The sequence below is a fragment of the Streptomyces sp. NPDC030814 genome, from assembly GCF_055572155.1.
In genome coordinates this window covers 70,356-92,036 of sequence record NZ_JBVIDX010000019.1, presented here as the reverse complement: position 1 = coordinate 92,036, position 21,681 = coordinate 70,356, and the positions used below count along the sequence as shown (strand labels likewise).

17 protein-coding genes and 3 tRNA genes are annotated in these 21,681 nt (G+C 71.2%); 11 read left to right on the top strand and 9 right to left on the bottom strand.

What is annotated here, in order from left to right:
* Positions 1–36 precede the first annotated feature (36 nt).
* The gene (locus tag ACZ43N_RS31275) at positions 37–951 is read right to left on the bottom strand and encodes an aminoglycoside phosphotransferase family protein (protein ID WP_468102406.1); all 915 of its coding nucleotides are present in this window, start codon (positions 949–951) and stop codon (positions 37–39) included.
* 187 nt (positions 952–1,138) lie between these two features.
* Here ACZ43N_RS31275 and ACZ43N_RS31270 point away from each other — a divergent pair, with 187 nt between their 5' ends.
* Positions 1,139–1,561 (top strand): gamma-glutamylcyclotransferase family protein, encoded by a 423-nt coding sequence (locus ACZ43N_RS31270; RefSeq protein ID WP_468102405.1) that lies wholly within the window; start codon positions 1,139–1,141, stop codon positions 1,559–1,561.
* A gap of 31 nt (positions 1,562–1,592) precedes the next feature.
* Here the strand turns inward: ACZ43N_RS31270 and ACZ43N_RS31265 are convergent, their stop codons facing one another.
* The gene (locus ACZ43N_RS31265; protein WP_468102404.1) at positions 1,593–3,788 is read right to left on the bottom strand and encodes a molybdopterin oxidoreductase family protein; all 2,196 of its coding nucleotides are present in this window, start codon (positions 3,786–3,788) and stop codon (positions 1,593–1,595) included.
* 317 nt (positions 3,789–4,105) lie between these two features.
* Between ACZ43N_RS31265 and ACZ43N_RS31260 the strand changes: the two genes are divergently transcribed.
* Together ACZ43N_RS31260 and ACZ43N_RS31255 are read left to right on the top strand one after the other, a co-directional pair.
* The gene (locus ACZ43N_RS31260; RefSeq protein WP_468102403.1) at positions 4,106–4,591 is read left to right on the top strand and encodes a hypothetical protein; all 486 of its coding nucleotides are present in this window, start codon (positions 4,106–4,108) and stop codon (positions 4,589–4,591) included.
* A 621-nt stretch (positions 4,592–5,212) separates the two neighbouring features.
* Positions 5,213–5,749: a hypothetical protein gene (locus ACZ43N_RS31255; protein WP_468102402.1), complete on the top strand. Its 537-nt coding sequence runs from the start codon at positions 5,213–5,215 to the stop codon at positions 5,747–5,749.
* 49 nt (positions 5,750–5,798) lie between these two features.
* On the opposite strand, the gene ACZ43N_RS31250 is transcribed toward ACZ43N_RS31255, so the two are convergent.
* On the bottom strand, positions 5,799–6,512 hold the full coding sequence (locus ACZ43N_RS31250; RefSeq protein ID WP_468102401.1) for a SanA/YdcF family protein: 714 nt from the start codon (positions 6,510–6,512) through the stop codon (positions 5,799–5,801).
* A 227-nt stretch (positions 6,513–6,739) separates the two neighbouring features.
* On the opposite strand from ACZ43N_RS31250, the gene ACZ43N_RS31245 reads away from it, so the two are divergent.
* From ACZ43N_RS31245 to ACZ43N_RS31225, 5 genes are all read left to right on the top strand, one after another.
* Positions 6,740–7,621 (top strand): sirohydrochlorin chelatase, encoded by an 882-nt coding sequence (locus ACZ43N_RS31245; protein WP_468102400.1) that lies wholly within the window; start codon positions 6,740–6,742, stop codon positions 7,619–7,621.
* 170 nt (positions 7,622–7,791) lie between these two features.
* Complete coding sequence (locus ACZ43N_RS31240) at positions 7,792–9,114, top strand: deoxyguanosinetriphosphate triphosphohydrolase (protein ID WP_468102399.1); 1,323 nt, start codon at positions 7,792–7,794, stop codon at positions 9,112–9,114.
* A gap of 133 nt (positions 9,115–9,247) precedes the next feature.
* Positions 9,248–10,519 carry an NAD(P)/FAD-dependent oxidoreductase gene (locus ACZ43N_RS31235; RefSeq protein WP_468102464.1) on the top strand — a complete coding sequence of 424 codons (1,272 nt, stop codon included), beginning with the start codon at positions 9,248–9,250 and terminating at the stop codon, positions 10,517–10,519.
* 29 nt (positions 10,520–10,548) lie between these two features.
* Positions 10,549–12,450: a DNA primase gene (dnaG, locus tag ACZ43N_RS31230; RefSeq protein ID WP_468102398.1), complete on the top strand. Its 1,902-nt coding sequence runs from the start codon at positions 10,549–10,551 to the stop codon at positions 12,448–12,450.
* A gap of 204 nt (positions 12,451–12,654) precedes the next feature.
* Entirely contained in the window at positions 12,655–14,037 is a 1,383-nt protein-coding gene (locus ACZ43N_RS31225; protein ID WP_468102397.1) for an RNA polymerase sigma factor, read from the top strand.
* 221 nt (positions 14,038–14,258) lie between these two features.
* Here ACZ43N_RS31225 and ACZ43N_RS31220 read toward each other — a convergent pair whose 3' ends face one another.
* The 4 genes from ACZ43N_RS31220 to ACZ43N_RS31205 all read right to left on the bottom strand — a co-directional run bounded on the left by ACZ43N_RS31220 (position 14,259) and on the right by ACZ43N_RS31205 (position 19,925).
* On the bottom strand, positions 14,259–16,196 hold the full coding sequence (locus tag ACZ43N_RS31220) for an ABC transporter ATP-binding protein (RefSeq protein ID WP_468102396.1): 1,938 nt from the start codon (positions 16,194–16,196) through the stop codon (positions 14,259–14,261).
* Positions 16,196–17,929 carry an ABC transporter ATP-binding protein gene (locus ACZ43N_RS31215; protein ID WP_468102394.1) on the bottom strand — a complete coding sequence of 578 codons (1,734 nt, stop codon included), beginning with the start codon at positions 17,927–17,929 and terminating at the stop codon, positions 16,196–16,198. Before ACZ43N_RS31215 ends, ACZ43N_RS31220 begins: the two co-directional genes overlap by 1 nt.
* A gap of 148 nt (positions 17,930–18,077) precedes the next feature.
* Positions 18,078–19,532 carry an FGGY family carbohydrate kinase gene (locus ACZ43N_RS31210; protein ID WP_468102392.1) on the bottom strand — a complete coding sequence of 485 codons (1,455 nt, stop codon included), beginning with the start codon at positions 19,530–19,532 and terminating at the stop codon, positions 18,078–18,080.
* 87 nt (positions 19,533–19,619) lie between these two features.
* Positions 19,620–19,925, bottom strand: coding sequence for a YtxH domain-containing protein (locus ACZ43N_RS31205; RefSeq protein WP_468102390.1), 306 nt, complete (start codon positions 19,923–19,925; stop codon positions 19,620–19,622).
* Positions 19,926–20,100: 175 nt separating this feature from the next.
* Between ACZ43N_RS31205 and ACZ43N_RS31200 the strand changes: the two genes are divergently transcribed.
* From ACZ43N_RS31200 to ACZ43N_RS31190, 3 genes are all read left to right on the top strand, one after another.
* A tRNA-Asn gene (locus tag ACZ43N_RS31200) sits at positions 20,101–20,173 on the top strand.
* A 5-nt stretch (positions 20,174–20,178) separates the two neighbouring features.
* Positions 20,179–20,251: transfer RNA gene (locus ACZ43N_RS31195), tRNA-Asn, on the top strand.
* Positions 20,252–20,429: 178 nt separating this feature from the next.
* Positions 20,430–20,503: transfer RNA gene (locus ACZ43N_RS31190), tRNA-Ile, on the top strand.
* A 1-nt stretch (position 20,504) separates the two neighbouring features.
* Here the strand turns inward: ACZ43N_RS31190 and ACZ43N_RS31185 are convergent.
* Together ACZ43N_RS31185 and ACZ43N_RS31180 are read right to left on the bottom strand one after the other, a co-directional pair.
* On the bottom strand, positions 20,505–21,086 hold the full coding sequence (locus tag ACZ43N_RS31185; RefSeq protein ID WP_468102388.1) for an alcohol dehydrogenase catalytic domain-containing protein: 582 nt from the start codon (positions 21,084–21,086) through the stop codon (positions 20,505–20,507).
* Entirely contained in the window at positions 21,047–21,256 is a 210-nt protein-coding gene (locus tag ACZ43N_RS31180; RefSeq protein ID WP_468102386.1) for a hypothetical protein, read from the bottom strand. The genes ACZ43N_RS31185 and ACZ43N_RS31180 overlap by 40 nt, the downstream gene beginning before the upstream one ends.
* Positions 21,257–21,681: the final 425 nt, after the last annotated feature.

Here is a 21,681-nt window from a genome sequence, read left to right as displayed (position 1 = left end):
CCCCCGCACCCCATGGCCCCGACGTCCGCCCCCGGTTCACACCGCCCGCGCGAACGCCGCCTCCGTCAGCACCTCGTCGACGGTCCGCCGCCCGACCTCCGCGAGCACATGCCCCTTGTCGCGGTAGTAGTGCACGGCGGTGAGCCCGAAGCACAGGGCCCATCCCCGTCCACGTGCCCAGGTCGCGTCGTCGACGTCGCAGGCCGCACGGAACGCGGCGCGGGCGCCGCGGGTGAACAAGGTCCAGGCGGGCATCAGATCGCAGGCGGGATCGCCGACGCCGAGCCCGCCGAAGTCGATGACGGCGGTGAGGCGCCCGGCGTCCGTCAGCAGGTTGCCGGGCAGGAGGTCCGCGTGCACCCACACCGGAGCTCCCGCCCACTGGGGCAGCCGGAGGGTCTCCTCCCAGACGGCGGTCGCGAGCGCCCCGTCCACCGTCCCGTCCGCGCCGAGGTCACGGATCGCGTCCCGGACCATGTCGTCCCGTGTGCTCACCGGCCCACCGCGGAAGGACACCGGCCCGCCCGTGGCGTCCACCGTCCGCAGGGCCGCCAGGAACCCGCCCAGGTCCTCCGCCGCCCGGTCCTGGTCGGTGACCGGCGCGTCGTACGCGTTCTCCCCGTCCAGCCACCGCAGCACCGACCACGGCATGGGGTACCCCTCACCGGGCCGCCCCTTGCCGAGCGGTTCCGGTACGGCCAGGGGCAGCCGGGGCGCGAGCAGCGGCAGCCACTGGTGCTCCTTGTCGACGTGCCCGGCGTCACCGGGCTTGCGCGGCAGCCGTACGACCATGTCGTCGCCCAGCCGGTACATGACGTTGTCGGTGCCCGCTTCGGCCACCGCCGCCAGCGGCAGCCCGGCCCACTGCGGAAACTGTGCCGCGACCAGCCGCCGCACGAGCGCCTCGCCGATGTCGAACTCGTCGTCGTGCAGCTTCCCCTGGGATGACATGCGTCTCCGTACGTTCCGTGGCCGTGGGAGGACAGCGCCGGAGCGTATCCAGCCGCCCGCCCCCATGGCCAGGCAATTACGTGCCCGACCCATGGGTCTTCAGGGGACCGCGGTGTCCACCGCGGATGCAGGACGGCTCAGAATCGTTTCCGCAAAGCCCCGCACCCCACAGTTGGAGAGGAGAACGGTGCTCCCCTTCTTCGTCTACGGCACGCTGCGCCCCGGCGAGCACAACCACGACCTCTTCCTCCGGGGCCGCACCGGCTCCGAGGAACCGGCGACGATGCGGGGCCTCGCCCTCTACGACGGCCCCGGCTACCCGTACGCCGTCGAGGCCCCCGGCGAGGCGGCAGTGGTGACGGGCGACCTGATCACGGCACGCCCCGAGGCGTACGAGGCCCTTCTGCGGTCCCTGGACCGCCTGGAGGAGTACAGCCCCGGCGACCCCGCAAACCTCTACGAACGGGTCCGACGGGCCGCCGTGCTCGCCGACGGCACGCCCGTACACGCGTGGGTCTATGTGGCCGCGCCGACGGTCGCCGCGCGGCTGCGGGCACGGGGCACACGGATCGAGAGCGGCGACTGGTGGGGTGAGGGCCGGTCCGCGTGAGGGCCGCCGAGGAGACCCGCCCCCCGAGCCCTCACGCGCCCGAAGGCAACACGGCCTCCACCCGCACCGCACACGCCTTGAACTCCGGCATCCGGGACGTGGGGTCGAGCGCCGGATTCGTCAGTGTGTTGGCACGTCCTTCCCCCGGCCAGTGAAACGGCATGAACACGGTGTCGGGCCGAATCGCCGTGGTGATTCGTGCGGGCGCCACCGCCCGCCCCCGCCGTGACACCACCGCCACCGGGTCGCCCTCCGCCGCGCCCAGCCGCTCGGCCAGCCGCGGATGCAGTTCCACGAAGGGCCCCGGCGCCGCCGCGTTCAGCTCGTCCACCCGCCGCGTCTGCGCACCCGACTGGTACTGGGCCACCACTCGCCCAGTGGTGAGCAGCACCGGATACTCGTCGTCCGGCTCCTCGGCCGACGCCCGGTGCGAGACGGGTACGAACCGCGCCCGCCCGTCCTCCGTGGCGAACCGTTCGAGAAAGAGCCGCGGGGTGCCGGGATGCGCACCGGAGGCCCGGACGAGGTCCGCACCGGCGCCCGGCGCGAAGTCCGCCCCGCCGTCCGGTACGGGGTCCGCTCGGCCGCCCGGTACGGGGTCCGCTTCGCCGCCCGGCGCGGGACAGGGCCAGAACACCCCGTTCTCCTCCGCCAGCCTCCGGTAGGTGATCCCCGAGTAGTCGGCCACTCCACCGGCGCTCGCCCGCCGCAGCTCCTCGAACACCTCCTCGGGATCGGTCGGAAAGCCCTTCTCGACGCCGAGCCGGTCGGCCAGCTCGCGCATCACCTCCAGGTCGCTGCGGACACCCTCGGGCGGCGTGATCGCCCGCCTGCGCAGCAGTACCCGCCCCTCCAGGTTGGTCGTCGTGCCCGTCTCCTCGGCCCACTGCGTCACCGGCAGCACGACATCGGCCAGCGCCGCCGTCTCCGACAGCACGACATCGCACACCGCCAGGAACTCCAGCGACTTGATCCGCTCCTCGATGTGCGCGGCCCGCGGCGCCGACACCACCGGGTTGGACCCCATCAGCAACAGCGCCCGGATGTCGGTGCCCAGGGCGTCCAGCAGCTCGTACGCGCTTCGTCCGGGCCCCGGCAGGCTGTCCGGGTCGACGCCCCACACCTCGGCGACGTGCCGCCGCGCCTCGGGGTCGACCAGTTTGCGGTAGCCCGGCAACTGGTCGGCCTTCTGCCCGTGCTCACGCCCACCCTGCCCGTTGCCCTGCCCGGTGAGGCATCCGTACCCGGACAGCGGCCGCCCGGCGCGCCCCGTCGCCAGCGTCAGGTTGATCCACGCGCCCACGGTGTCCGTGCCCTTGGACTGCTGCTCGGGCCCGCGCGCGGTGAGCACCATCGCGTGCTCCGGCTCGCAGAACAGCCGTACCGCCTCGCGGAGATCGGGAACGGACACCCCCGTGATCCGCTCCACGTACTCCGGCCAGTGCGCCATGGCCGCGGCCCGCGCCTCCTCCCAGCCGCTCGTCCGCTCGCGGATGTACTCCTCGTCCGTACGTCCCTCGGCGACGATCAGATGCAACAGCCCGAGCGCCAGCGCCAGGTCGGTGCCGGGACGCGGCGCCAGATGCAGGTCGGCCTGCTCGGCGGTCCGGGTGCGGCGCGGGTCGATGACGACCAGCTTGCCGCCGTTCTCCCGCAGTTCCGTGAAGTAGCGCAGTGCCGGCGGCATGGTCTCGGCGAGGTTCGACCCCACGAGGACGACGCATCCGGTCCTCGGGATGTCCTCCAGCGGGAACGGCAACCCCCGGTCCAGTCCGAACGCCTTGATGCCGGCGGCCGCGGCCGAGGACATGCAGAAGCGCCCGTTGTAGTCGATCTGCGAGGTCCCGAGCACGATCCGCGCGAACTTGCCCAGCGCGTACGCCTTCTCGTTGGTCAGGCCACCGCCGCCGAACACTCCGCACGCGTCCGGGCCATGCTCCGTACGCGTGCGGGTGAGCTCCCCGGCGATCCGGTCGAGTGCCTCGTCCCAGGAGGCGGGCTCCAGGACGCCCGCCCTTCTGACCAGAGGCGTGGTCAGCCGCACCCGGGACGAGAGCACCGCCGGCGCCGTACGGCCCTTCCCGCACAGCGCGCCCCGGTTCACCGGGAAGTCCGCGCGCTCCGAGACCACAACGACACCGTCGGTCCCGTCCGCAGCGGGCGTCAGGTTCATCCCGCACTGCAGGGCGCAGTACGGGCAGTGGGTGGGCGTCGCGGAGTTCGGCATACCACTCAGCGTGCGTCGGACGTGTTACGTGCCGGGACGCCCTCCGTTACACGACCGGCACGGGGACCTCCCGCCGGGCTCCGGGCGGGAGTGAGGAGCGGACGGCCGGGGCGGTGAACGAACGGTTCGGGCGATGTCCCAGTTCTGTCACCGTGCGCGGCCGTCCGGGCGCTCACCGTCCAAGCGTTCGGTCCCGCGTGCTAAGAACTACGGGCGCACCGACACGGGGGCCGTGTCCTGGTCCCCGTGGTGTCGCACGTCCTGTCACGTGGCCCGTGAGGGCCGTAGGGGGAAGAAGGATCATCATCGTGAACCGCATGCGTACGACCGTCGCCGTTCTGGGCGCAGCCGGGGCCCTGACCGCCGCCCAGCTGGGCCTCGCCGGGACCGCCGCCGCGGCCGGCGCCGACACCCAGGCCGGCGGCTGCCCGCTCAAGATCTCCACCCCGAAGCGTTTCTACGTCGACGCCAACGGCTGGGTGACCAACGGCGGCCTCTACTTCGGCCTGAAGAACACCAGCAAGACGAAGAGCTTCTCCAGCGTCAGCCTCACGATCAGCAAGCCCAAGAACCTGACGTTCGGCTACGCGACGCCGACCAAGGGCAGCAAGATCACCAAGCGGACGACCAAGACCGTCACCGTCTTCACCAAGAAGCTGAAGGCGAAGGGCACCAGCGGCTTCCGCGTCAAGACGCGCATGGGCAACGTCAACAGGGACTACGAGGTCAAGCTCACCGTCCGCGGCAAGGGCTGGGACTGCGCGGTCGACCAGGGCTGGTGGGGCACGATCGACCACAACTAGGAGTCCGTCATTCGGATCACGCCTGGGCCGCGGGGCGGTCCACGGCACCGGTCCGGCAGTCGGCGTGATCCAAACGACGGACCCGGGCCCTTCCGGACCCGGGCCCTTCCGGACCCGGTCCCTTCCGGACCCGGTCCCTTCCGGACCGGTCCCTTCCGGATCCAGTCCCTTCCGGACCCGGGCCCTTCCGGAGCCGTGATTCCCGGACCGCACGCCGAAGCGGGGTGGCTGGTGGCGTGCGGACCGGGAGGTGATCGACGCGATCGCGTTCAGGCGGTCGCGGCGGGCTCCGTGATCGTGTGCCCGCCAACACGTGGCCGGGGCCTGGAAGAAGGGCCCCGGCCGACGCATGTCGGCGCCCACGCCGGCGGCGGCTCCCACCGCGGGCCGACCACGAAGCCCCCGCGCTGCCGACTCGGGCCGGGCCGTTGTCGGTCCCGCCACCGCCACGTCGGCGGCGAGGCGGTGGCACAGGCGGTCGTGAGGTGCCCGGCTCGTGTCCTCGGCACGCCACCAATGGGGCGCAACGCGCATGCCGGCACCGCGTGGCGCCCTGCTCTCCGGGAGCCCGCGGGTGAGCATGTGCCGATCCAGCCCCCCTTCCCGTACCGAGGCGATGCGATGCCCGACCGCGCCGGCCACGTCCGCACCGAAAGCGCCGCACCGGGGTGGATCTCACGGCACCGACCGCCGGAGCAGTCCCTGTTCAACGGCATCTACGGGCTGGTACTGGCCAGCGCCCTGGTGGCCGCGCTCGACGCGGCGGGTGAGAAGGCCGACCCCGGCCCGGACGCGCTGTGGGTCCTGCTCACCGCGCTGGCGTCGGGCGCCGCCCATGGGTACGCGCACGTCATCGCGCAGCGGGCGTCCGTCGACGGGGCGGTCACCACGAGCAGACTGCGGCTGGCGCTCGACGAGTGGCCGCTGGTGGCCGCCGTCCTGCCCACGGTGGCGCTCCTGCTCGCCGCGATGGCCGGGTGGTGGTCCGAGGCCGTCGCGGTGGACGTGGCCCTGCTGTTCAACACCGTCGCCCTGTTCGGCTGGGGCGTCGCGGCTGCCCGCACCGCCGGGTACGGATGGCCGTCCTCGTGCCGCGCGGGGGCCATGGACATGCTGATCGGCCTGGCGATCATCCTGGCGAACGCGCTGATCAAGTAGTGACGCCGGCCAGGTGGTGACGCGGCCGGCGCGGGACCGGGCCCCACGTCTAACGCGCTGACGCGAGCGCCCTCGCGACCCCCGGTTCCTCGGGCCCGAGGAACCGGGGGTCCGGCTCGAAGAGCGCGTCGAGGGATGCCTTGCCCGCGGCGAACAGTTCGCGGGTGGCGCCGTAGTACCAGGTCTCGTCGTGCCGGTCCTGCACCCCGACGCCGTACGACTCGACGCCAGCCTCCTGGCACAGCGCGACCGCCCGGCGTATGTGGAAACCCTGGCTGATGAGCACCGCCCGGTCGACGCCGAAGATCTTCTTGGCGCGGACGCAGGAGTCCCAGGTGTCGAACCCGGCGTAGTCGCTGACGATGTGCCGGTCGGGCACCCCGTGGCCGGTGAGATAGGCGCGCATCGCGTCCGGCTCGTCGTACTCCTCCCGGCTGTTGTCGCCGGTGACCAGCACCACCTCTATCCGGCCCGAGCGGTACAGCTCGGCCGCGGCGTCCAGCCGGCGCGCCAGATACGGCGACGGCTCGCCCTGCCACAGCCCCGCCCCGAAGACCATCGCGACATCCGTGCGCGGGACGTCGGCAGTGGTGCGCAGCCGGCCGTCGGCGGCGGTGAACATCCAGGTCGAGGGCAGCAGCGCCAGCACGCACAGCCCCATCACCATCTGCACCGCCCGCCGCCGCCCCGTACGGGTACGCGGCAGCCGGAGCACCCGCCTCACACGTCTCACCGCAAGCCCCCGTCCGTCGCACGCACGCATGTGTCGTGCCTGTTTCCGACGGACCCGACCGCGCCCGCCATTCCGACCAACGAAGACGTCATCCACAGTGATCCGGTTCACCGCGCAGCGTGACAAGTTTCACTCGATCGTGTTGAAATCCCAGGTCAAAGAGGTTCACACCGCCGCGGGGAGCGCCGTGAACCGCTGGAAAACACCCGTCACCACGGTGCAACGGGGAGGCAACCTCCCCCCGACACCATTGACGCATGACGGCGACGACGAGCATGACGACGAGCCAGTCGAACGCGGACCTCGCCAGTACGGCGCACCTCATGAACCGGATCGGTGACCAGTTGGCCAGCCAGCTCAGCCTCGTCTCGCTCAACGGGACCCGGCGCCCCACCCCGCCCGCCCCCGCTCTCGTCCTGGTGGCGCACGGCAGCCGCGACCCCCGTGCGCTGGCCACCGTCCGCACCCTCATGGACCGCGTGCGCGAGCAGCGCCCCGGCCTGTCCGTGCACCTCGGCCACATCGAGCTGAACGAGCCCCTGCTCCCCGACACCCTCGCCGCCCTCGGCGACCGTGAGGCCGTCCTCGTCCCCCTGCTCCTCAGCCGCGGCTACCACGTCAAGCGGGACATCCCGGAGATGGCCGCCGACACGGCGGTTCGCGCGCGCGTGGCCGCCCCGCTCGGCCCGCACCCGCTCCTCGTGGAGACCCTGTACGCCCGCCTGGTCGAGGCCGGCTGGCGCACACCGGCGGACGCCGGGACCCGCCGTACCAGCGCCGTCGTCCTCGCCGCCGCAGGCTCCCGCGACCCCGAGTCGAAGGTCGACACCGGCCGCACCGCCCACCTGCTCGCCGAACGCCTCGGCGTCCCTGTCGTCCCCGCCTACGCGACCACCGCCGCGCCCACGGTCCCCGACGCCCTGTGCGCCCTCGCCGCCCGAGGCCGCACCCGGGTCGCGATCGCCTCCTACTTCACGGCGCCCGGCCGCTTCGCCACGGAGTGCGCGGAGGCGGCCCCCTGGATCGCCTCCGCCCCCCTGGGCACCCACCCGGCGATGGCACGCCTGGTCCTCCACCGCTACGACGAGGCGCTGACGGCCCGGGAGAGGGCCGTGGAACGGGCCTTGGCGTCCGCGTAGGGCATCCACTCAGCGAGGGTGGCCGCATCGCCGCCTTCCGGGCGGGCGCGGGGAACAGCGCGACCAGCACGCCGCACCCCCACCCCCACCCGCACCCGCCCCGGACGCCAGCACCAGCCCGGCAGACGAGTAGGCACCCATTTGTCACACCCGCCGCTTACTGTCGAGACATGGAAGGCACACCCCACCCCCACGAGAACCACGTCCCACCCCCCGGCTATGACCCGACGTCAGTCGACCGCTGGGCCCCGGAACACGACAAACGCCCCGGCCGCACCGCCTTCCAGCGCGATCGCGCCCGCGTACTCCACTCCGCGGCGCTGCGCAGACTCGCCGGCAAGACCCAGGTGGTCACACCCGGCACCCGCACCCCCGCCTGGGACGCCAGCCCCCGGACCCGGCTCACCCACTCCCTGGAGTGCGCCCAGGTCGGCCGGGAGCTCGGCGCGGCCCTCGGCTGCGACCCGGACCTCGTCGAGGCCGCCTGCCTCTCCCATGACCTCGGCCACCCCCCGTTCGGCCACAACGGCGAACAGGCCCTGAACGAATTCGCCGAGGACTGCGGCGGTTTCGAGGGCAACGCCCAGTCCCTGCGCCTGCTGACCAGGCTCGAACCCAAACGCTTCGCGCGGTCCCCCGAATCCGGCGACCCCGTCAGCGTCGGTCTCAACCTGACCCGCGCCACCCTGGACGCCGCCACCAAGTACCCCTGGCCCCGGGGCGCCCACCCCACCGACCCGGCGTCCCCCAAGTTCGGCGTCTACGAGGACGACCGCCCCGTCTTCGACTGGGTCAGGAAGGACGCCCCCGACGGCCGTACGACCTTCGAGGCGCAGGTCATGGACTGGTCCGACGACGTGGCGTACTCGGTGCACGACGTCGAGGACGGCCTGCACGCCGGGCACATCGACCCGGGCTGCCTGCACGCGGAACCCGAGCGGCAGTCGGTGTTCGAGGTGGCGCTCGGCCGGTACGTGCCCGCCGACACCGACCCCGCCGAGCTGGCCGAGGCCCTCGACCGGCTCCTCGACCAGGAGTGGTGGCCGCACGGCTACGACGGGACGGCCGTCGCGCAGGCCCGGTTGAAGGACGCCACCAGCCAGCTCATCGGCCGCTTCTGCCTCGCCGCCGAGGGAGCGACCCGGCAGACGTACGGCAGTGGCCGCCTCACCCGGTACGCCGCCGCACTGGTCGTCCCGCGCGGCACCCGCCTGGAGTGCGCGGTCCTCAAGGCCGTCGCCGACCGGTATGTGATGCAGCGCGCGGAACAGGAGCGGCTCCGCGCCGACCAGCGTGTCGTCGTGGCGGAGTTGGCGCAGGCCCTCACCGCCCGCGCACCGGACGGACTCGACCCGCAGTTCCGCGCGCTGTTCGACACCGCGCCGGACGACCGGGCCCGCAAGCGGGTGATCGTCGATCAGATCGCCTGCCTCACCGACGCGTCGGCCCGCTCGCTGCACGCGAGACTCACGGGCGCGCCCGGCAGGATGTGATGCCCGATGTGACCGACGGGGCGCATGGGGCATCCATGTGACCCTCCGTGGCCTGATCGGGTCACTACCTCTTCCCGCATCACGCTGTGTGCGGGAGGCTCGCATGTGGACGCACCCTCAGGAGGAGGCATCAGTGGTCGACGCGGATCAGACATTCGTCATCGTCGGAGGCGGTCTCGCCGGCGCGAAGGCGGCCGAGACGCTCCGAGCGGAAGGCTTCACCGGCCGCGTGATACTGATCTGCGACGAACGCGACCACCCGTACGAGCGCCCGCCGCTCTCCAAGGGCTTTCTGCTGGGCAAGGAGGAGCGCGACAGCGTCTTCGTCCACGAACCGTCCTGGTACGCGAGCAACGACATCGAGCTGCACCTCGGCCAGACCGTCGACAAGATCGACCGCTCGGCGAAGACCGTGCACTTCGGTGACGACGGCACCTTCGTCCACTACGACAAGCTGCTGCTGGCGACCGGCGCCGAGCCCCGCCGCCTGGACATCCCCGGCACGGACCTCGCGGGCGTCCACCATCTGCGCCGCCTCGCCCACGCCGAACGCCTCAAGGGCGTCCTCGCCGCCCTCGGCCGCGACAACGGCCACCTGGTCATCGCGGGCGCCGGCTGGATCGGCCTGGAGGTCGCGGCGGCGGCCCGCGAGTACGGCGCCGAGGTCACCGTCGTCGAGCCGGAGCCCACGCCCCTGCACGGCGTCCTCGGCCCCGAGCTGGGCAACCTCTTCGCCGAGCTGCACCGCGAGCACGGAGTGCGCTTCGCCTTCGGCGCGAAGCTCACGGAGATCGTCGGACAGGACGGCGTGGTCCTCGCCGCCCGTACGGACACGGGTGAGGAGCACCCGGCGCACGACGTCCTCGCCGCGATCGGCGCGGCGCCCCGCGTCGCTCTGGCCGAGGCCGCCGGGCTGGAGATCGCCGACCGCTCGCACGGCGGGGGAGTGGTGGTCGACGACCGGCTGCGCACCTCCGACCCCTCGATCTACGCCGCCGGTGACGTGGTGTCCTTCCCGCACACCCTGTTCGACACCCGGCTGCGGGTCGAGCACTGGGCCAACGCGCTGAACGGCGGCCCGGCCGCCGCCCGGTCCATGCTCGGCAAGGACGTCACCTACGACCGGGTGCCGTACTTCTTCTCGGACCAGTACGACATGGGCATGGAGTACTCGGGGTGGGCGCCGCCCGGCTCGTACGACCAGGTGGTGATCCGCGGTGACGCCGGGAAGCGGGAGTTCATCGCGTTCTGGGTGCGGGAGGGGCGGGTGCTCGCCGGGATGAACGTGAATGTGTGGGACGTCACGGAGCAGATCCAGAAGCTCATCAGGTCACGGGCCCGGATCGACGTCGACGCGCTCTCCAGCCCCCAGGTGCCCTTGGAGGGGCTGATCGCGACCCCGTAGCTGTCGGTCCGCCCCCGTAGAATCACCGCGTGGCAGGACGGATCAACGACGAGGACGTGAAGGCGGTACGGGACGCGGTCCCGATCGACGCCGTGGTGTCCGAGTACCTCCAGCTGCGCAACGCCGGCGGGGGGAACCTGAAGGGGCTGTGCCCCTTCCATGACGAGAAGTCGCCGTCCTTCCAGGTCAGCCCGAGCAAGGGACTCTTCCACTGCTTCGGCTGCCAGGAGGGCGGCGACACCATCACGTTCGTGATGAAGGTCGACCACCTCTCCTTCTCGGAGGCCGTCGAGCGGCTCGCCGCCCAGGCGGGCATCACCCTGCGGTACGAGGAGGGCGGGTACAACCCCTCGCACCAGCGTGGCGAGCGGATCCGCCTCGTCGAGGCGCACAAGATCGCCGCCGAGTGGTACGCGGAGCAGCTCGCGACCAGCCCCGAGGCCGACACCGGGCGGATCTTCCTCGCCGAGCGCGGCTTCGACCAGGCCGCCGCCGTCCACTTCGGCGTCGGTTACAGCCCCCAGGGCTGGGACCACCTCACCCGCTACCTCCGCGGCAAGGGCTTCACGGACAAGGAACTGGTCCTGTCCGGGCTCGCGCAGGAGGGCCGCCGGGGCCCCATCGACCGGTTCCGGGGCCGGCTGATGTGGCCGATCCGCGACATCGGCGGCGACGTCGTGGGCTTCGGCGCCCGCAAGCTGTACGAGGCGGACAACGGCCCCAAGTACCTGAACACCCCCGACACCCCGATCTACCGCAAGTCCCAGGTGCTGTACGGCATCGACCTCGCGAAGAAGGACATCGCCAAGGCCAGCCGGGCCGTGGTCGTCGAGGGCTACACCGACGTCATGGCTTGCCACCTCGCCGGCGTCACCACCGCCATCGCCACCTGCGGCACGGCCTTCGGCGGCGAACACATCAAGATCCTCCGCCGGCTGCTGATGGACAACGGCTCGGCCCGGGTGATCTTCACCTTCGACGGCGACGCGGCCGGTCAGAAGGCCGCCCTGCGCGCCTTCGAGGACGACCAGAAGTTCGCCGCCGAGACCTACATCGCCATCGCCCCCGACGGCATGGACCCCTGCGAGCTGCGCCTGGCCAAGGGCGACGACGCGGTGGCCGAGCTGGTCGAACCCCGCACCCCGCTCTTCGAGTTCGCCCTCCGTCACATCGTGGCGCGGTACGACCTGGAGACCGCCGCCGGGCGCGCCGCCGCCCTCGACGAGGCGGCGCCCGTCGTGGCCCGCATCAAGAACAGCGGCGCCCAGCACGAGGTCGCCGTGCAGCTCGCCGGCATGCTCGGCATTCTCGACACCCAGTTCGTCGTCAAGCGTGTCGCCCAGCTGGCCCGCTGGGCCCGCGACCGCGGCGGCAAGGGCCCCGCCCCCACGCCGCAGCACCCCCAGCAGCCGTACGAGGCCGCCGCCCGCCGCCCCTCGGGCCCCGCCCTCAACCTCCGCAACCCCGTCTACGCCACCGAGCGTGAACTCCTCAAACTCGCCCTCCAACGGCCCGAGTTGGTCGCCCCCGCGTTCGACGCGTACGGGGTCGACGAGTTCACCGCCGCGCCCTACGCGGCCGTGCGCGAGGCCATCATCGAGGCGGGCGGCGTCGAGTTCGGCGTCGAGGACCCGCAGGAGTACCTGGTCCGGGTCCGGGAGGCCGCACCGGACGACGCGGTACGGGCCATGGTGACCGAACTGGCGGTCGAGGCGATCATGCGCAAGACGGTCGACGAGATCTACGCCGGCGCCCAGCTGGTCACCGTCCGCCGCCGCGCTGTCGAGCGCCGCGTACGCGACGTCCAGAGCAGCCTCGCCCGCCTCGGCGCCCACGGCGACCCGGCCCAGCTGGCCGCCGTGCAGAACGAGTTGTGGGTCCTCCAGCAGTACGACCAGGCGCTGCGCGAGAGGGGCGCAGAGGCGCTCTAGAAGGGGTGAACATCCCCCGCGCACTTGCCAATCACGCATGGGGTCCCCGCAGGTCGCCCCGGTCCCGTATGCGGTTCAAGCTGTTTCACGCCCTGTCAGCGGCCCACTCGTCCGTCAGAGTAATCGCGAGGTCACGGACCGGACGCAAAAAGTCACCGCACGCCCCTCGTGGCGGCTGTGTGTCGTACTCCACACTGGGTTCCGGTGCCTGAGTCCTCGGAGCGCGGCCGGCCCGTCCCCCATGGGTCCGAGATCCCCGCGGTTCCGCTCGATGAGTACGGGATGGAGGGTGGAGAGGCCGCCCGCGCCATCCCCGACATACCGCTGCCGTACGCCCCAGCAGCGACATCCCTGGAGGTCGCCCCCGTGCAGACCCAGACCCTCGTACAGAACGAGAGCAGTACGGCCCTGAGCAACGACGGCGCGGAGCCGGGCGTTCAGACCGGTGGCATCACCGCGGTCCCCGCCCAGAGCCGCGCCGTGCACCACCCCGAGGTGGCGCCGGAGCCCCCGGCCGACGCCGACGAGCCGCCCGCGGCGGCCGTGGAGGCCATCGAGACGGCCGCGCCGGAGCCCCCGGCCGACGCCGACGAGCCGCCCGCGGCGGCCGTGGAGGCCATCGAGACGGCCGATCCCCCCGAGCCCGTGGAACTGCCGCGCCGCACGGACACCAGCGGCCCGTCCTCCGACCTGTTCCGCCAGTACCTGCGGGAGATCGGCCGCATCCCGCTGCTGACGGCGGCGGAGGAGGTGGAGCTGGCCCGCCGGGTGGAGGCCGGCCTGTTCGCCGAGGAGAAGCTCGGCAGCACCCCCGACCTCGACAGCCAGCTCGCCCTCGACCTCGACCGGCTGGTCGTCATGGGCCGCGTGGCCAAGCGCCGTCTCATCGAGGCGAACCTGCGGCTCGTGGTGTCCGTGGCCAAGCGCTACGTCGGCCGCGGCCTGACCATGCTGGACCTGGTGCAGGAGGGCAACCTGGGCCTCATCCGGGCCGTCGAGAAGTTCGACTACGCCCGCGGCTACAAGTTCTCCACGTACGCCACCTGGTGGATCCGCCAGGCCATGTCCCGCGCGCTGGCGGACCAGGCCCGCACCATCCGCGTCCCGGTGCACGTGGTGGAACTCATCAACCGCGTCGTCCGCGTCCAGCGCCGCATGCTCCAGGAACGGGGCTACGAGCCCACGCCCGAGGAGGTCGCCGCCCACCTCGACCTGCCGCCCGAGCGGATCAGCGAGGTGCTCCGCCTCGCCCAGGAGCCGGTGTCCCTGCACGCCCCCGTGGGCGAGGAGGACGACGTGGCCCTCGGCGACCTCATCGAGGACGGCGACGCGGCGAGCCCCGTGGAGTCCGCCGCGTTCCTGCTGCTGCGGGAACACCTGGAAGCGGTGCTGTCCACGCTGGGGGAGCGCGAACGCAAGGTGGTGCAGCTGCGCTACGGCCTCGCCGACGGGCGACCCCGGACGCTGGAGGAGATCGGGCGGATCTTCGGTGTGACCCGGGAGCGGATCCGGCAGATCGAGTCCAAGACGCTGAACAAGCTGAGGGACCACGCGTTCGCGGACCAGCTGCGGGGTTATCTGGACTGAGAGCGCCTGGTAGCTCGGGGCGCGCCCTTGTTCGGCGGGTGCGGGTGGTGTGTGGTTTCTCGCGCAGTTCCCCGCGCCCCTGGAAGGTCGGGCCTGCGGCCCGCCTTCCCCTGAAAGGCACGGGGCGCAGCCCCGGAAGCGTTTCAGGGGCGCGGGGAACTGCGCGACCAGCCCCCCACGCACCGCACCCGAGAACGTCGCGCCCCCAGAAGGCCGGCGCCTCAGTCCACCTCGGCGACCGCCTCCGCGAACTGCGCCTGGTACAGCCGCGCGTACGCCCCGCCCGAGGCCAGCAGCTCCTCGTGCGCGCCCTGCTCGACGATCGACCCGTTCTCCATCACCAGGATCGTGTCGGCGTCCCGGATCGTCGACAGCCGGTGCGCGATGACGAACGACGTACGCCCGTGCGCCAGCTTGGCCATCGCCTTCTGGATCAGCACCTCGGTCCGGGTGTCCACGGAACTCGTCGCCTCGTCCAGTACCAGGATCACCGGGTCCGACAGGAACGCCCGCGCGATGGTGATGAGCTGCTTCTCACCCGCGCTCACCCCGGTCCCCTCGTCGTCGATCACGGTGTCGTACCCGTCCGGCAGCGTCCGGATGAACCGGTCCGCGTGCGCGGCCCGAGCCGCCTCCTCGATCTCCCCGCGCGTGACCTTGCGCGTGGTGGACGCCCCGTACGCGATGTTGTCCGCGATGGTCCCGCCGAACAGCCAGGTGTCCTGGAGGACCATCCCGATCCCGTCCCGCAGCTCGTCCCGGGACATGGACGCGATGTCCACCCCGTCCAGTGTGATCCGCCCGCCGGTGACCTCGTAGAACCGCATCAGCAGATTCACCAGGGTGGTCTTCCCGGCGCCCGTCGGCCCCACGATCGCCACCGTGTGCCCGGGCTCGACCACCAGCGACAGATCCTCGATCAGGGGCTTGTCCGGCTCGTAGCGGAAGGAGACGTTCTCCAGCGCCACCCGCCCGCGCAGCTCCTCCGGCCGCACCCCGGGCACCGCGTCCACGGCCTGCTCCTCCGCGTCCAACAGTTCGAAGATCCGTTCGGCGGAGGCGACACCCGACTGCACCAGGTTCGCCATGGACGCGACCTGCGTCAGCGGCATCGAGAACTGCCGCGAGTACTGGATGAAGGCCTGCACATCGCCGATGGACAGAGCACCGGTGGCCACCCGCAGTCCGCCGACCACGGCGACCAGCACATAGTTGATGTTCGACACGAAGAACATCAGCGGCTGCATGATCCCGCTGTTGAACTGGGCCCTGAACCCGGCCTCGTACAGCCGCTCGTTCTCCTCGGCGAACTGCTTCGCCGACTCCTCCTGCCGCCCGAACACCTTCACGAGGGTGTGACCGGTGTACATCTCCTCGATGTGCGCGTTGAGCTTCCCGGTGGTCCGCCACTGCGCCACGAAGTGCGGCTGCGACCGCTTGCCGACCCGCGTGGCCACCACGAACGACAGCGGTACGGTCACCAGCGCGACCAGTGCCAGCAGCGGCGAGACCGAGAACATCATCACCAGCACACCGATGATCGTCAGCAGCGAGTTGACGAGCTGCCCCATCGACTGCTGCAACGTCTGGCTGATGTTGTCGATGTCGTTGGTGGCCCGGCTGAGCACCTCACCGCGCTGCCGCTTGTCGAAGTACGACAGCGGCAGTCGCGACAGTTTCGCCTGCAGCTCCTCGCGCATGCGGTACACGGTCCGGTTGATGGCCCGGGTGGAGAGCCGAGTGGCCCCCGCCATCAGCAGCCCCGCGACCAGGAAGATGCCGAGGGCAACCAGCAGAACGCCGCCGACGGCCTCGAAATCGATGCCCTTGCCGGGCGTGAAGTCCGTGCCGGACAGCATGTCGGCGACACCGCCGTCACCGCGCTCGCGTAGCCCTTCGAGGACCTCGGCCCTGGTCCGGCCGGCCGGCATCTCCCGTCCGACGACCCCTGCGAAGACCAGGTCGGTCGCCCTGCCGAGGATCCACGGGCCCAGCACCGACAGACCGACGCTGATCACCGCGCACACGATCATCGCGTACATGGTGAACCGCTCGGGCCTGAACTGTGCGAGCAGTCGTTTCCCGGACCCCTTGAAGTCCATGGACTGCTGATCGGGGCCGCCTCCGACTCCCGCCATCCGCGCCAACGGCCCGGCCATCAGGCTGCCTCCGCTTCCGTCAGCTGGGAGAGCACGATCTCCCGGTACGTCTCGTTCTCGGCCATCAGCTCGTGGTGCCGTCCGGTACCGACCACGCGCCCCTCGTCGAGGACCACGATCCGGTCGGCGTCGCGGATGGTCGCCACCCGCTGGGCCACGATGACGACGGTCGCCTCGGCTGTCTCCTGCGAGAGCGCCGCCCGCAGCGCCGCGTCCGTCGCGTAGTCGAGCGCGGAGAACGAGTCGTCGAACAGGTAGATCTCCGGGCGCTGCACCAGCGTCCGCGCGATCGCCAGCCGCTGCCGCTGACCGCCCGACACATTGGTGCCGCCCTGGGAGACGGGGGCGTTCAGCCCGCCCTCCAGCCGCTCGACGAACTCCTTGGCCTGCGCCACCTCCAGAGCGTGCCACAGCTCCTCGTCGGTGGCGTCCGGATTGCCGTACCGCAGATTCGTCGCCACGGTCCCCGAGAAGAGATACGGCTTCTGCGGCACCAGGCTCACGGTCCTGGCCAGCAGGTGCGGATCGAGCTCGCGCACATCGACGCCGTCCACGAGCACCTCGCCCTCGGTGACGTCGAACAGCCGTGGGATCAGTCCCAGCAGCGTCGACTTCCCGCTGCCGGTCGACCCGATGACGGCGGTCGTCTCACCCGGCCGCGCCACGACCTCGATCGACCGGAGCACCGGCTCCTCGGCCCCCGGATAACGGAATCCCGCCCCCCGGATCTCCAGGAACCCGTGCCGCCGCAGCTCCCGTACGGGAGAGGTGGGCGGCACGACACTCGTCCCGGTGTCGAGGACCTCCTGGATGCGCTCGGCGCACACCTCGGCCCTCGGCATCGTCATGAACATGAAGGTCGCCATCATCACCGCCATGACGATCTGCATCAGATAGGCGAGGAAGGCGGTGAGCGCGCCGATCTCCATCCCGCCGCTGTCGATCCGGTGGGCGCCGAACCACACCACGGCGATCGACGAGAGATTGACGACCGTCATCACGATCGGGAACATCAGCGCCAGGATCCGGCCGGTGCCCAAGGACACCTCCGTGAGCTCGGCGTTCGCCTGGCGGAAGCGGTCCTTCTCGTAGTCGTCCCGCACGAAGGCGCGGATGACCCGGTTGCCGGTGATCTGCTCACGCAGCACCCGGTTCACGATGTCGAGCCGCTCCTGCATGGTGCGGAACAGGGGGCGCAACCGGCGCACGATGAGGCTGACGGAGATACCGAGCACCGGGACGACGGCCAGCAGCACTCCCGACAGCGGCACGTCCAGACCGAACGCCAGCACAATGCCGCCCACACACATGATCGGCGCGGACACCACCAGCGTGAACGTCATCAGCACCAGCATCTGGACCTGCTGGACGTCGTTGGTCGTCCGGGTGATCAGCGACGGCGCCCCGAAGTGACCGAGCTCACGCGCCGAGAACGACTGCACGCGGTCGAACACGGCCGCCCGGATGTCCCGGCCGACCGCCGCGGCCGTGCGGGCGCCGTAGTACACGGCCCCGATGTTGCAGACCACCTGGACCAGCGAGATCCCGATCATCAGCGCGCCGTAGGCCAGGATGTAGCCCGTGTCCCCCTGCACGACACCGTTGTCGATGATCTCCGCGTTCAGCGTGGGCAGGTAGAGCGTGGCGCACGTCTGCACGAACTGCAGCAGCACCAGCAGGGTGATGGGTTTCTTGTACGGACGTAGATGACTTCTTAGCAGTCGTATGAGCACGCGAGATCTCTCGGAGTCGGCGACGGGACGGGATGCACCACCCCCCATCGTCGAACACCGCACCCGCGTTACCTCAACCGAATTAACCCAACGGTGAAGGATCGATGCCGAGTCTTTGAAGCTCGAGGGGCGCATCCCGCCGGGAAGTTCACCCCCGGAACGCCCCCGGGTGCGTCTGCTCGCGGACCGCCACGTACTGCTGCCGCACCGCCTGCCCCACGGCCAGTTCCTCGCCCGGCTCCAGCACCTGTGCGGCCGCCCCGGGCCACATCGGCGGCGTACGCGGGTCGAGCGTGCCCTGGGAGACCCCGAGCGCCCAGGCCGCCTGCCGCGCCGCGCCGACCGCCGCGTAGTCCGCGGGCTGGGGCACGACCACCTGCACCCCGAACAGCGCCGGCGCCGCCGCCTGCACCGCGGGCAATTCGGCCGCCGCACCGAGCATGAAGATCCGCCGGACGTCCACGCCCCGCCCCCGCAGCACGTCCAGCGCGTCCGCGAGCCCGCACAGCATGCCCTCGAACGCGGCCCGCGCGAAGTGCTCCGGCTTCATCGACTCCCGCCGCAGCCCGGCCAGGGTCCCCGCCGTGTGCGGCAGGTTCGGCGTCCGCTCGCCCTCCAGATAGGGCAGCAGCACCAGCCCGTGCGACCCAGGCGTCGACTTCAGCGCCAGGTCCGACAGACCTTCCAGATCCGGCACCCCGAGCATCTGCGCGGCGCCGCGCAGTGTCCGTACGGCGTTGAGCGTGGTGACGACCGGCAGATGCATCCCCGTGGCGTCCGCCAGTGAGGTGATCATCCCCGAGGAGTCGACGAGCGCCTCGGTGTGCACCGCCATCACGGACCCGCTGGCCCCCAGCGACACCACCGCGTCACCGAGCCCGATGCCGAGACCGAAGGCGGCGGCCATGGTCTCGCCGGTGCCGGCGGAGATGAGGAGCCCCTCCGGCGTCGTCCCGGCGGCGTCCGAGGGACCCAACACCTCGGGGAGCATCACCTGGTGGCCGAGAGCCATCTCGACGAGATCGGTCCGGTACTGGCCGGTAGCCGCGTTCCAGTACCCGGTGCCCGAGGCGCCACCCCGGTCGGTGGTCCGCCTGACGGGCCGCCCCAGCAGCTGCCAGACCAGCCAGTCGTGCGCCTGCAGCAGCACGGCCGTCCGCATGGCCGCGTCCGGCTCCGTACGGCTCATCCAGCGCAGCTTGGTCACCGGCTGCGCGGCCCCCGGCACGGACCCGACGGCCTCCGCCCACGCCCCGCGCCCCCCGAGCGCGTCGATGAGGTCGGCCGCCGCGACCTGCGCGCGCTTGTCACCGCCGACCATCGCCGGACGCACGGCGTTGCCCTGCGCGTCCAGCGCGATCAGCCCGTTCTGCTGCGAGGACACGCCGATCGCCTGCACGCCCTCCAGCAGCCCGCCGCCGGCCGCCTCCCCCAGGGACAGCAGCCAGGCCTGCGGATCGACGTCCGAGGGACGCCCCCCGTGCGGCGCCGGCTCCAACGGGTGTGGGGCATACCCCTGCCTGAGCACGGCCCCTGTGTTCGAGTCACAGACCACAATGCGCGTAAATTCGGGCGAACTATCCAGCCCGGCGACTATCCCCATGACAGAAATTCTGCCGCACGGGGAGGGGTGGGGCGTGCCGCGGAACCGGGGTCAGGGCCCGGGGCTCCGCCCCTCCGTGTCGGGCGGCTACGTGTTGCTGGTGCCCCAGTCGTCCGGTCCCGCGCCGTTCGTGTTGCGTTCCCGCAGGGAGCGGACCCGGTCGGCAACGGACTCCGGCACACGGTCGCCGACCTTCTCGCTGACCGCGTGGTACGCCTTGCCCGCGAAGACACGGCCCTGCTGGGCCGCCGACTCCGCGGTGTTGCGCACGGCCGGGTTCTGTGCGATCTGCCGGGCGGACTTCTTCAGCTGTTCGTAACGCTCGCGTCCGGCGCGTGTGCCCAGGACGTAGCCCAGGGCCAGTCCGGCAAAGAACGTGAGCCGATACCGCATGGCGGCCACCCTTCCCTTACGTCTGCGTCGGTCCCTTGCGTTGCCCTGCGCGGGCGTCGGGCGTGGGGGATACCGATTGGCGGAGCACCCCCCAGCTTGCGCTAATGTATGTGTCGCAGCGAGCGCACGCCCCCTGGCGAATACCCAGGTAGGTACGTTCGATGCAACGAGGCATTCCTCCGTAGCTCAATTGGCAGAGCAGCCGGCTGTTAACCGGCAGGTTACTGGTTCGAGTCCAGTCGGGGGAGCTCGGTCCTCCGTAGCTCAATTGGCAGAGCAGCCGGCTGTTAACCGGCAGGTTACTGGTTCGAGTCCAGTCGGGGGAGCAGCCTGAACGAGGACCCCGCCGGGGTCCTTTTTCATGTCCTGGGGAACCGCGCGGGTCGCCTCGCGGTCTCCAAGGTCAAGAGGCGCACGCGTGAAGCCGACCATCCGAAGCAGGAGATCGTATGAGCGGCTATGCTGCGGCAGACGGCGCGCACAAATGTGCGCGACACGCCGTACGGGGCGGTAGCTCAGCCGGTTAGAGCAGCGGACTCATAATCCGTCGGCCGTGGGTTCGAGTCCCACCCGCCCCACCTATGCAGGCCTCTGACCTGCGGAAACGTTCATTTTGTCCTGTCGGGTGGTCAACTTCGCTTGAACGGACGGAATCCGCTGCGCGCAAGTTCGGCCTTGTTGCCGGTGTCGGGAGTGTGGGCGCTCCTGACCTGCACGGATGTTCCAGTTCATAGCGGTTGAACTTGCGGTATATGGCTCCTGTGGTCGGCTGGGCACTGGAGTCTGGACGCTGGCTGGACGCGGGGAAACCGGAAGTGGTCGCTCCGGTGCTGAGCCATTCACTCTGCCAGGGGCGGAGAAGATGCCGGTGCACTGCCGCCAGTCCCGCGGAGCCGGCCGTAGATCACGAGACTGGAGCCTGTCTCTGGACGCGGCGTGTTCAAGACGGCGCCTGCGCCGGTCGACAGCCCGTTGGCGGGGGGTCCGAGCAGGTCGAGCAGCAGGTCGAGCAGGAGGTCGGGCGGGACCTTCACAAGGCTGTTGGCCCGCGTGGCACTCGCCGCACCAGGTCCAGCCGATGACGACGTGGTCACCCTCCCGCACCGACGGGACACCGGGACCTACCGCGATAACGACACCAGCGCCTTCGTGGCCGAGCACCCCGAGGGCGGGAAGGGAAGATCACCGCAACGTGCCAGGCCGTCGCTGTGGCAGATGCCGGTGGCCGCGACCTGCACGAGGACCTGGCCCGCTCCCGGCTCATCAAACTCGACGTCCTGGAGCTGGAACGGGCCGTCCCGCTTGTCGAACACGGCGGCTTGTACACGCATGGCGGCCTTCCGCGCACAGGGAAACATTGTTCGCATGGTGAAGTAATCTCCACACGCCTGGCGCCGTGAGTCTGCGCGCGTCCGGAGCCGGTGTCAATGAAAAGAGCCCATGCTGTCCCGCATGAGGACGCTCTTGAGCCTCTCCCGCACCACACTCGGGCCGCTTCACGCAGGTCAACGCGGCGCCGGCGGCCCCGTCGGAACGCGAAGTCGCGAGGCTCCCCGCGCAGAACCAGCGCAGCAGCTTCGTGATTGCGACGACGTCGGCGGCGAGGATGAAGGCGGTGGACGGGAGGTGGCGGCGGGCCTTTGTGCCGATCTGCCTGCGGAGTTCGGGGCCGACGGTGCTCGCTGTGGCCGTTGGGCCAGTCGAACTCGGCGACGAAGGCCCGCCGGAGATCGTCTCCGTCTGCCGACAGTTGGGC

Coding starts and splice junctions, on each gene's coding strand:
- ACZ43N_RS31275 (WP_468102406.1), bottom strand. CDS start 951: ATGTCATCCCAGGGGAAGCTGCACGACGACGAGTTCGACATCGGCGAG.
- ACZ43N_RS31240 (WP_468102399.1), top strand. CDS start 7,792: ATGGAAGGCACACCCCACCCCCACGAGAACCACGTCCCACCCCCCGGC.
- ACZ43N_RS31245 (WP_468102400.1), top strand. CDS start 6,740: ATGACGGCGACGACGAGCATGACGACGAGCCAGTCGAACGCGGACCTC.
- ACZ43N_RS31220 (WP_468102396.1), bottom strand. CDS start 16,196: ATGGCCGGGCCGTTGGCGCGGATGGCGGGAGTCGGAGGCGGCCCCGAT.
- ACZ43N_RS31180 (WP_468102386.1), bottom strand. CDS start 21,256: ATGCGTGTACAAGCCGCCGTGTTCGACAAGCGGGACGGCCCGTTCCAG.
- ACZ43N_RS31250 (WP_468102401.1), bottom strand. CDS start 6,512: ATGCGTGCGTGCGACGGACGGGGGCTTGCGGTGAGACGTGTGAGGCGG.
- ACZ43N_RS31205 (WP_468102390.1), bottom strand. CDS start 19,925: ATGCGGTATCGGCTCACGTTCTTTGCCGGACTGGCCCTGGGCTACGTC.
- ACZ43N_RS31255 (WP_468102402.1), top strand. CDS start 5,213: ATGCCCGACCGCGCCGGCCACGTCCGCACCGAAAGCGCCGCACCGGGG.
- ACZ43N_RS31260 (WP_468102403.1), top strand. CDS start 4,106: ATGCGTACGACCGTCGCCGTTCTGGGCGCAGCCGGGGCCCTGACCGCC.
- ACZ43N_RS31210 (WP_468102392.1), bottom strand. CDS start 19,532: ATGGGGATAGTCGCCGGGCTGGATAGTTCGCCCGAATTTACGCGCATT.
- ACZ43N_RS31265 (WP_468102404.1), bottom strand. CDS start 3,788: ATGCCGAACTCCGCGACGCCCACCCACTGCCCGTACTGCGCCCTGCAG.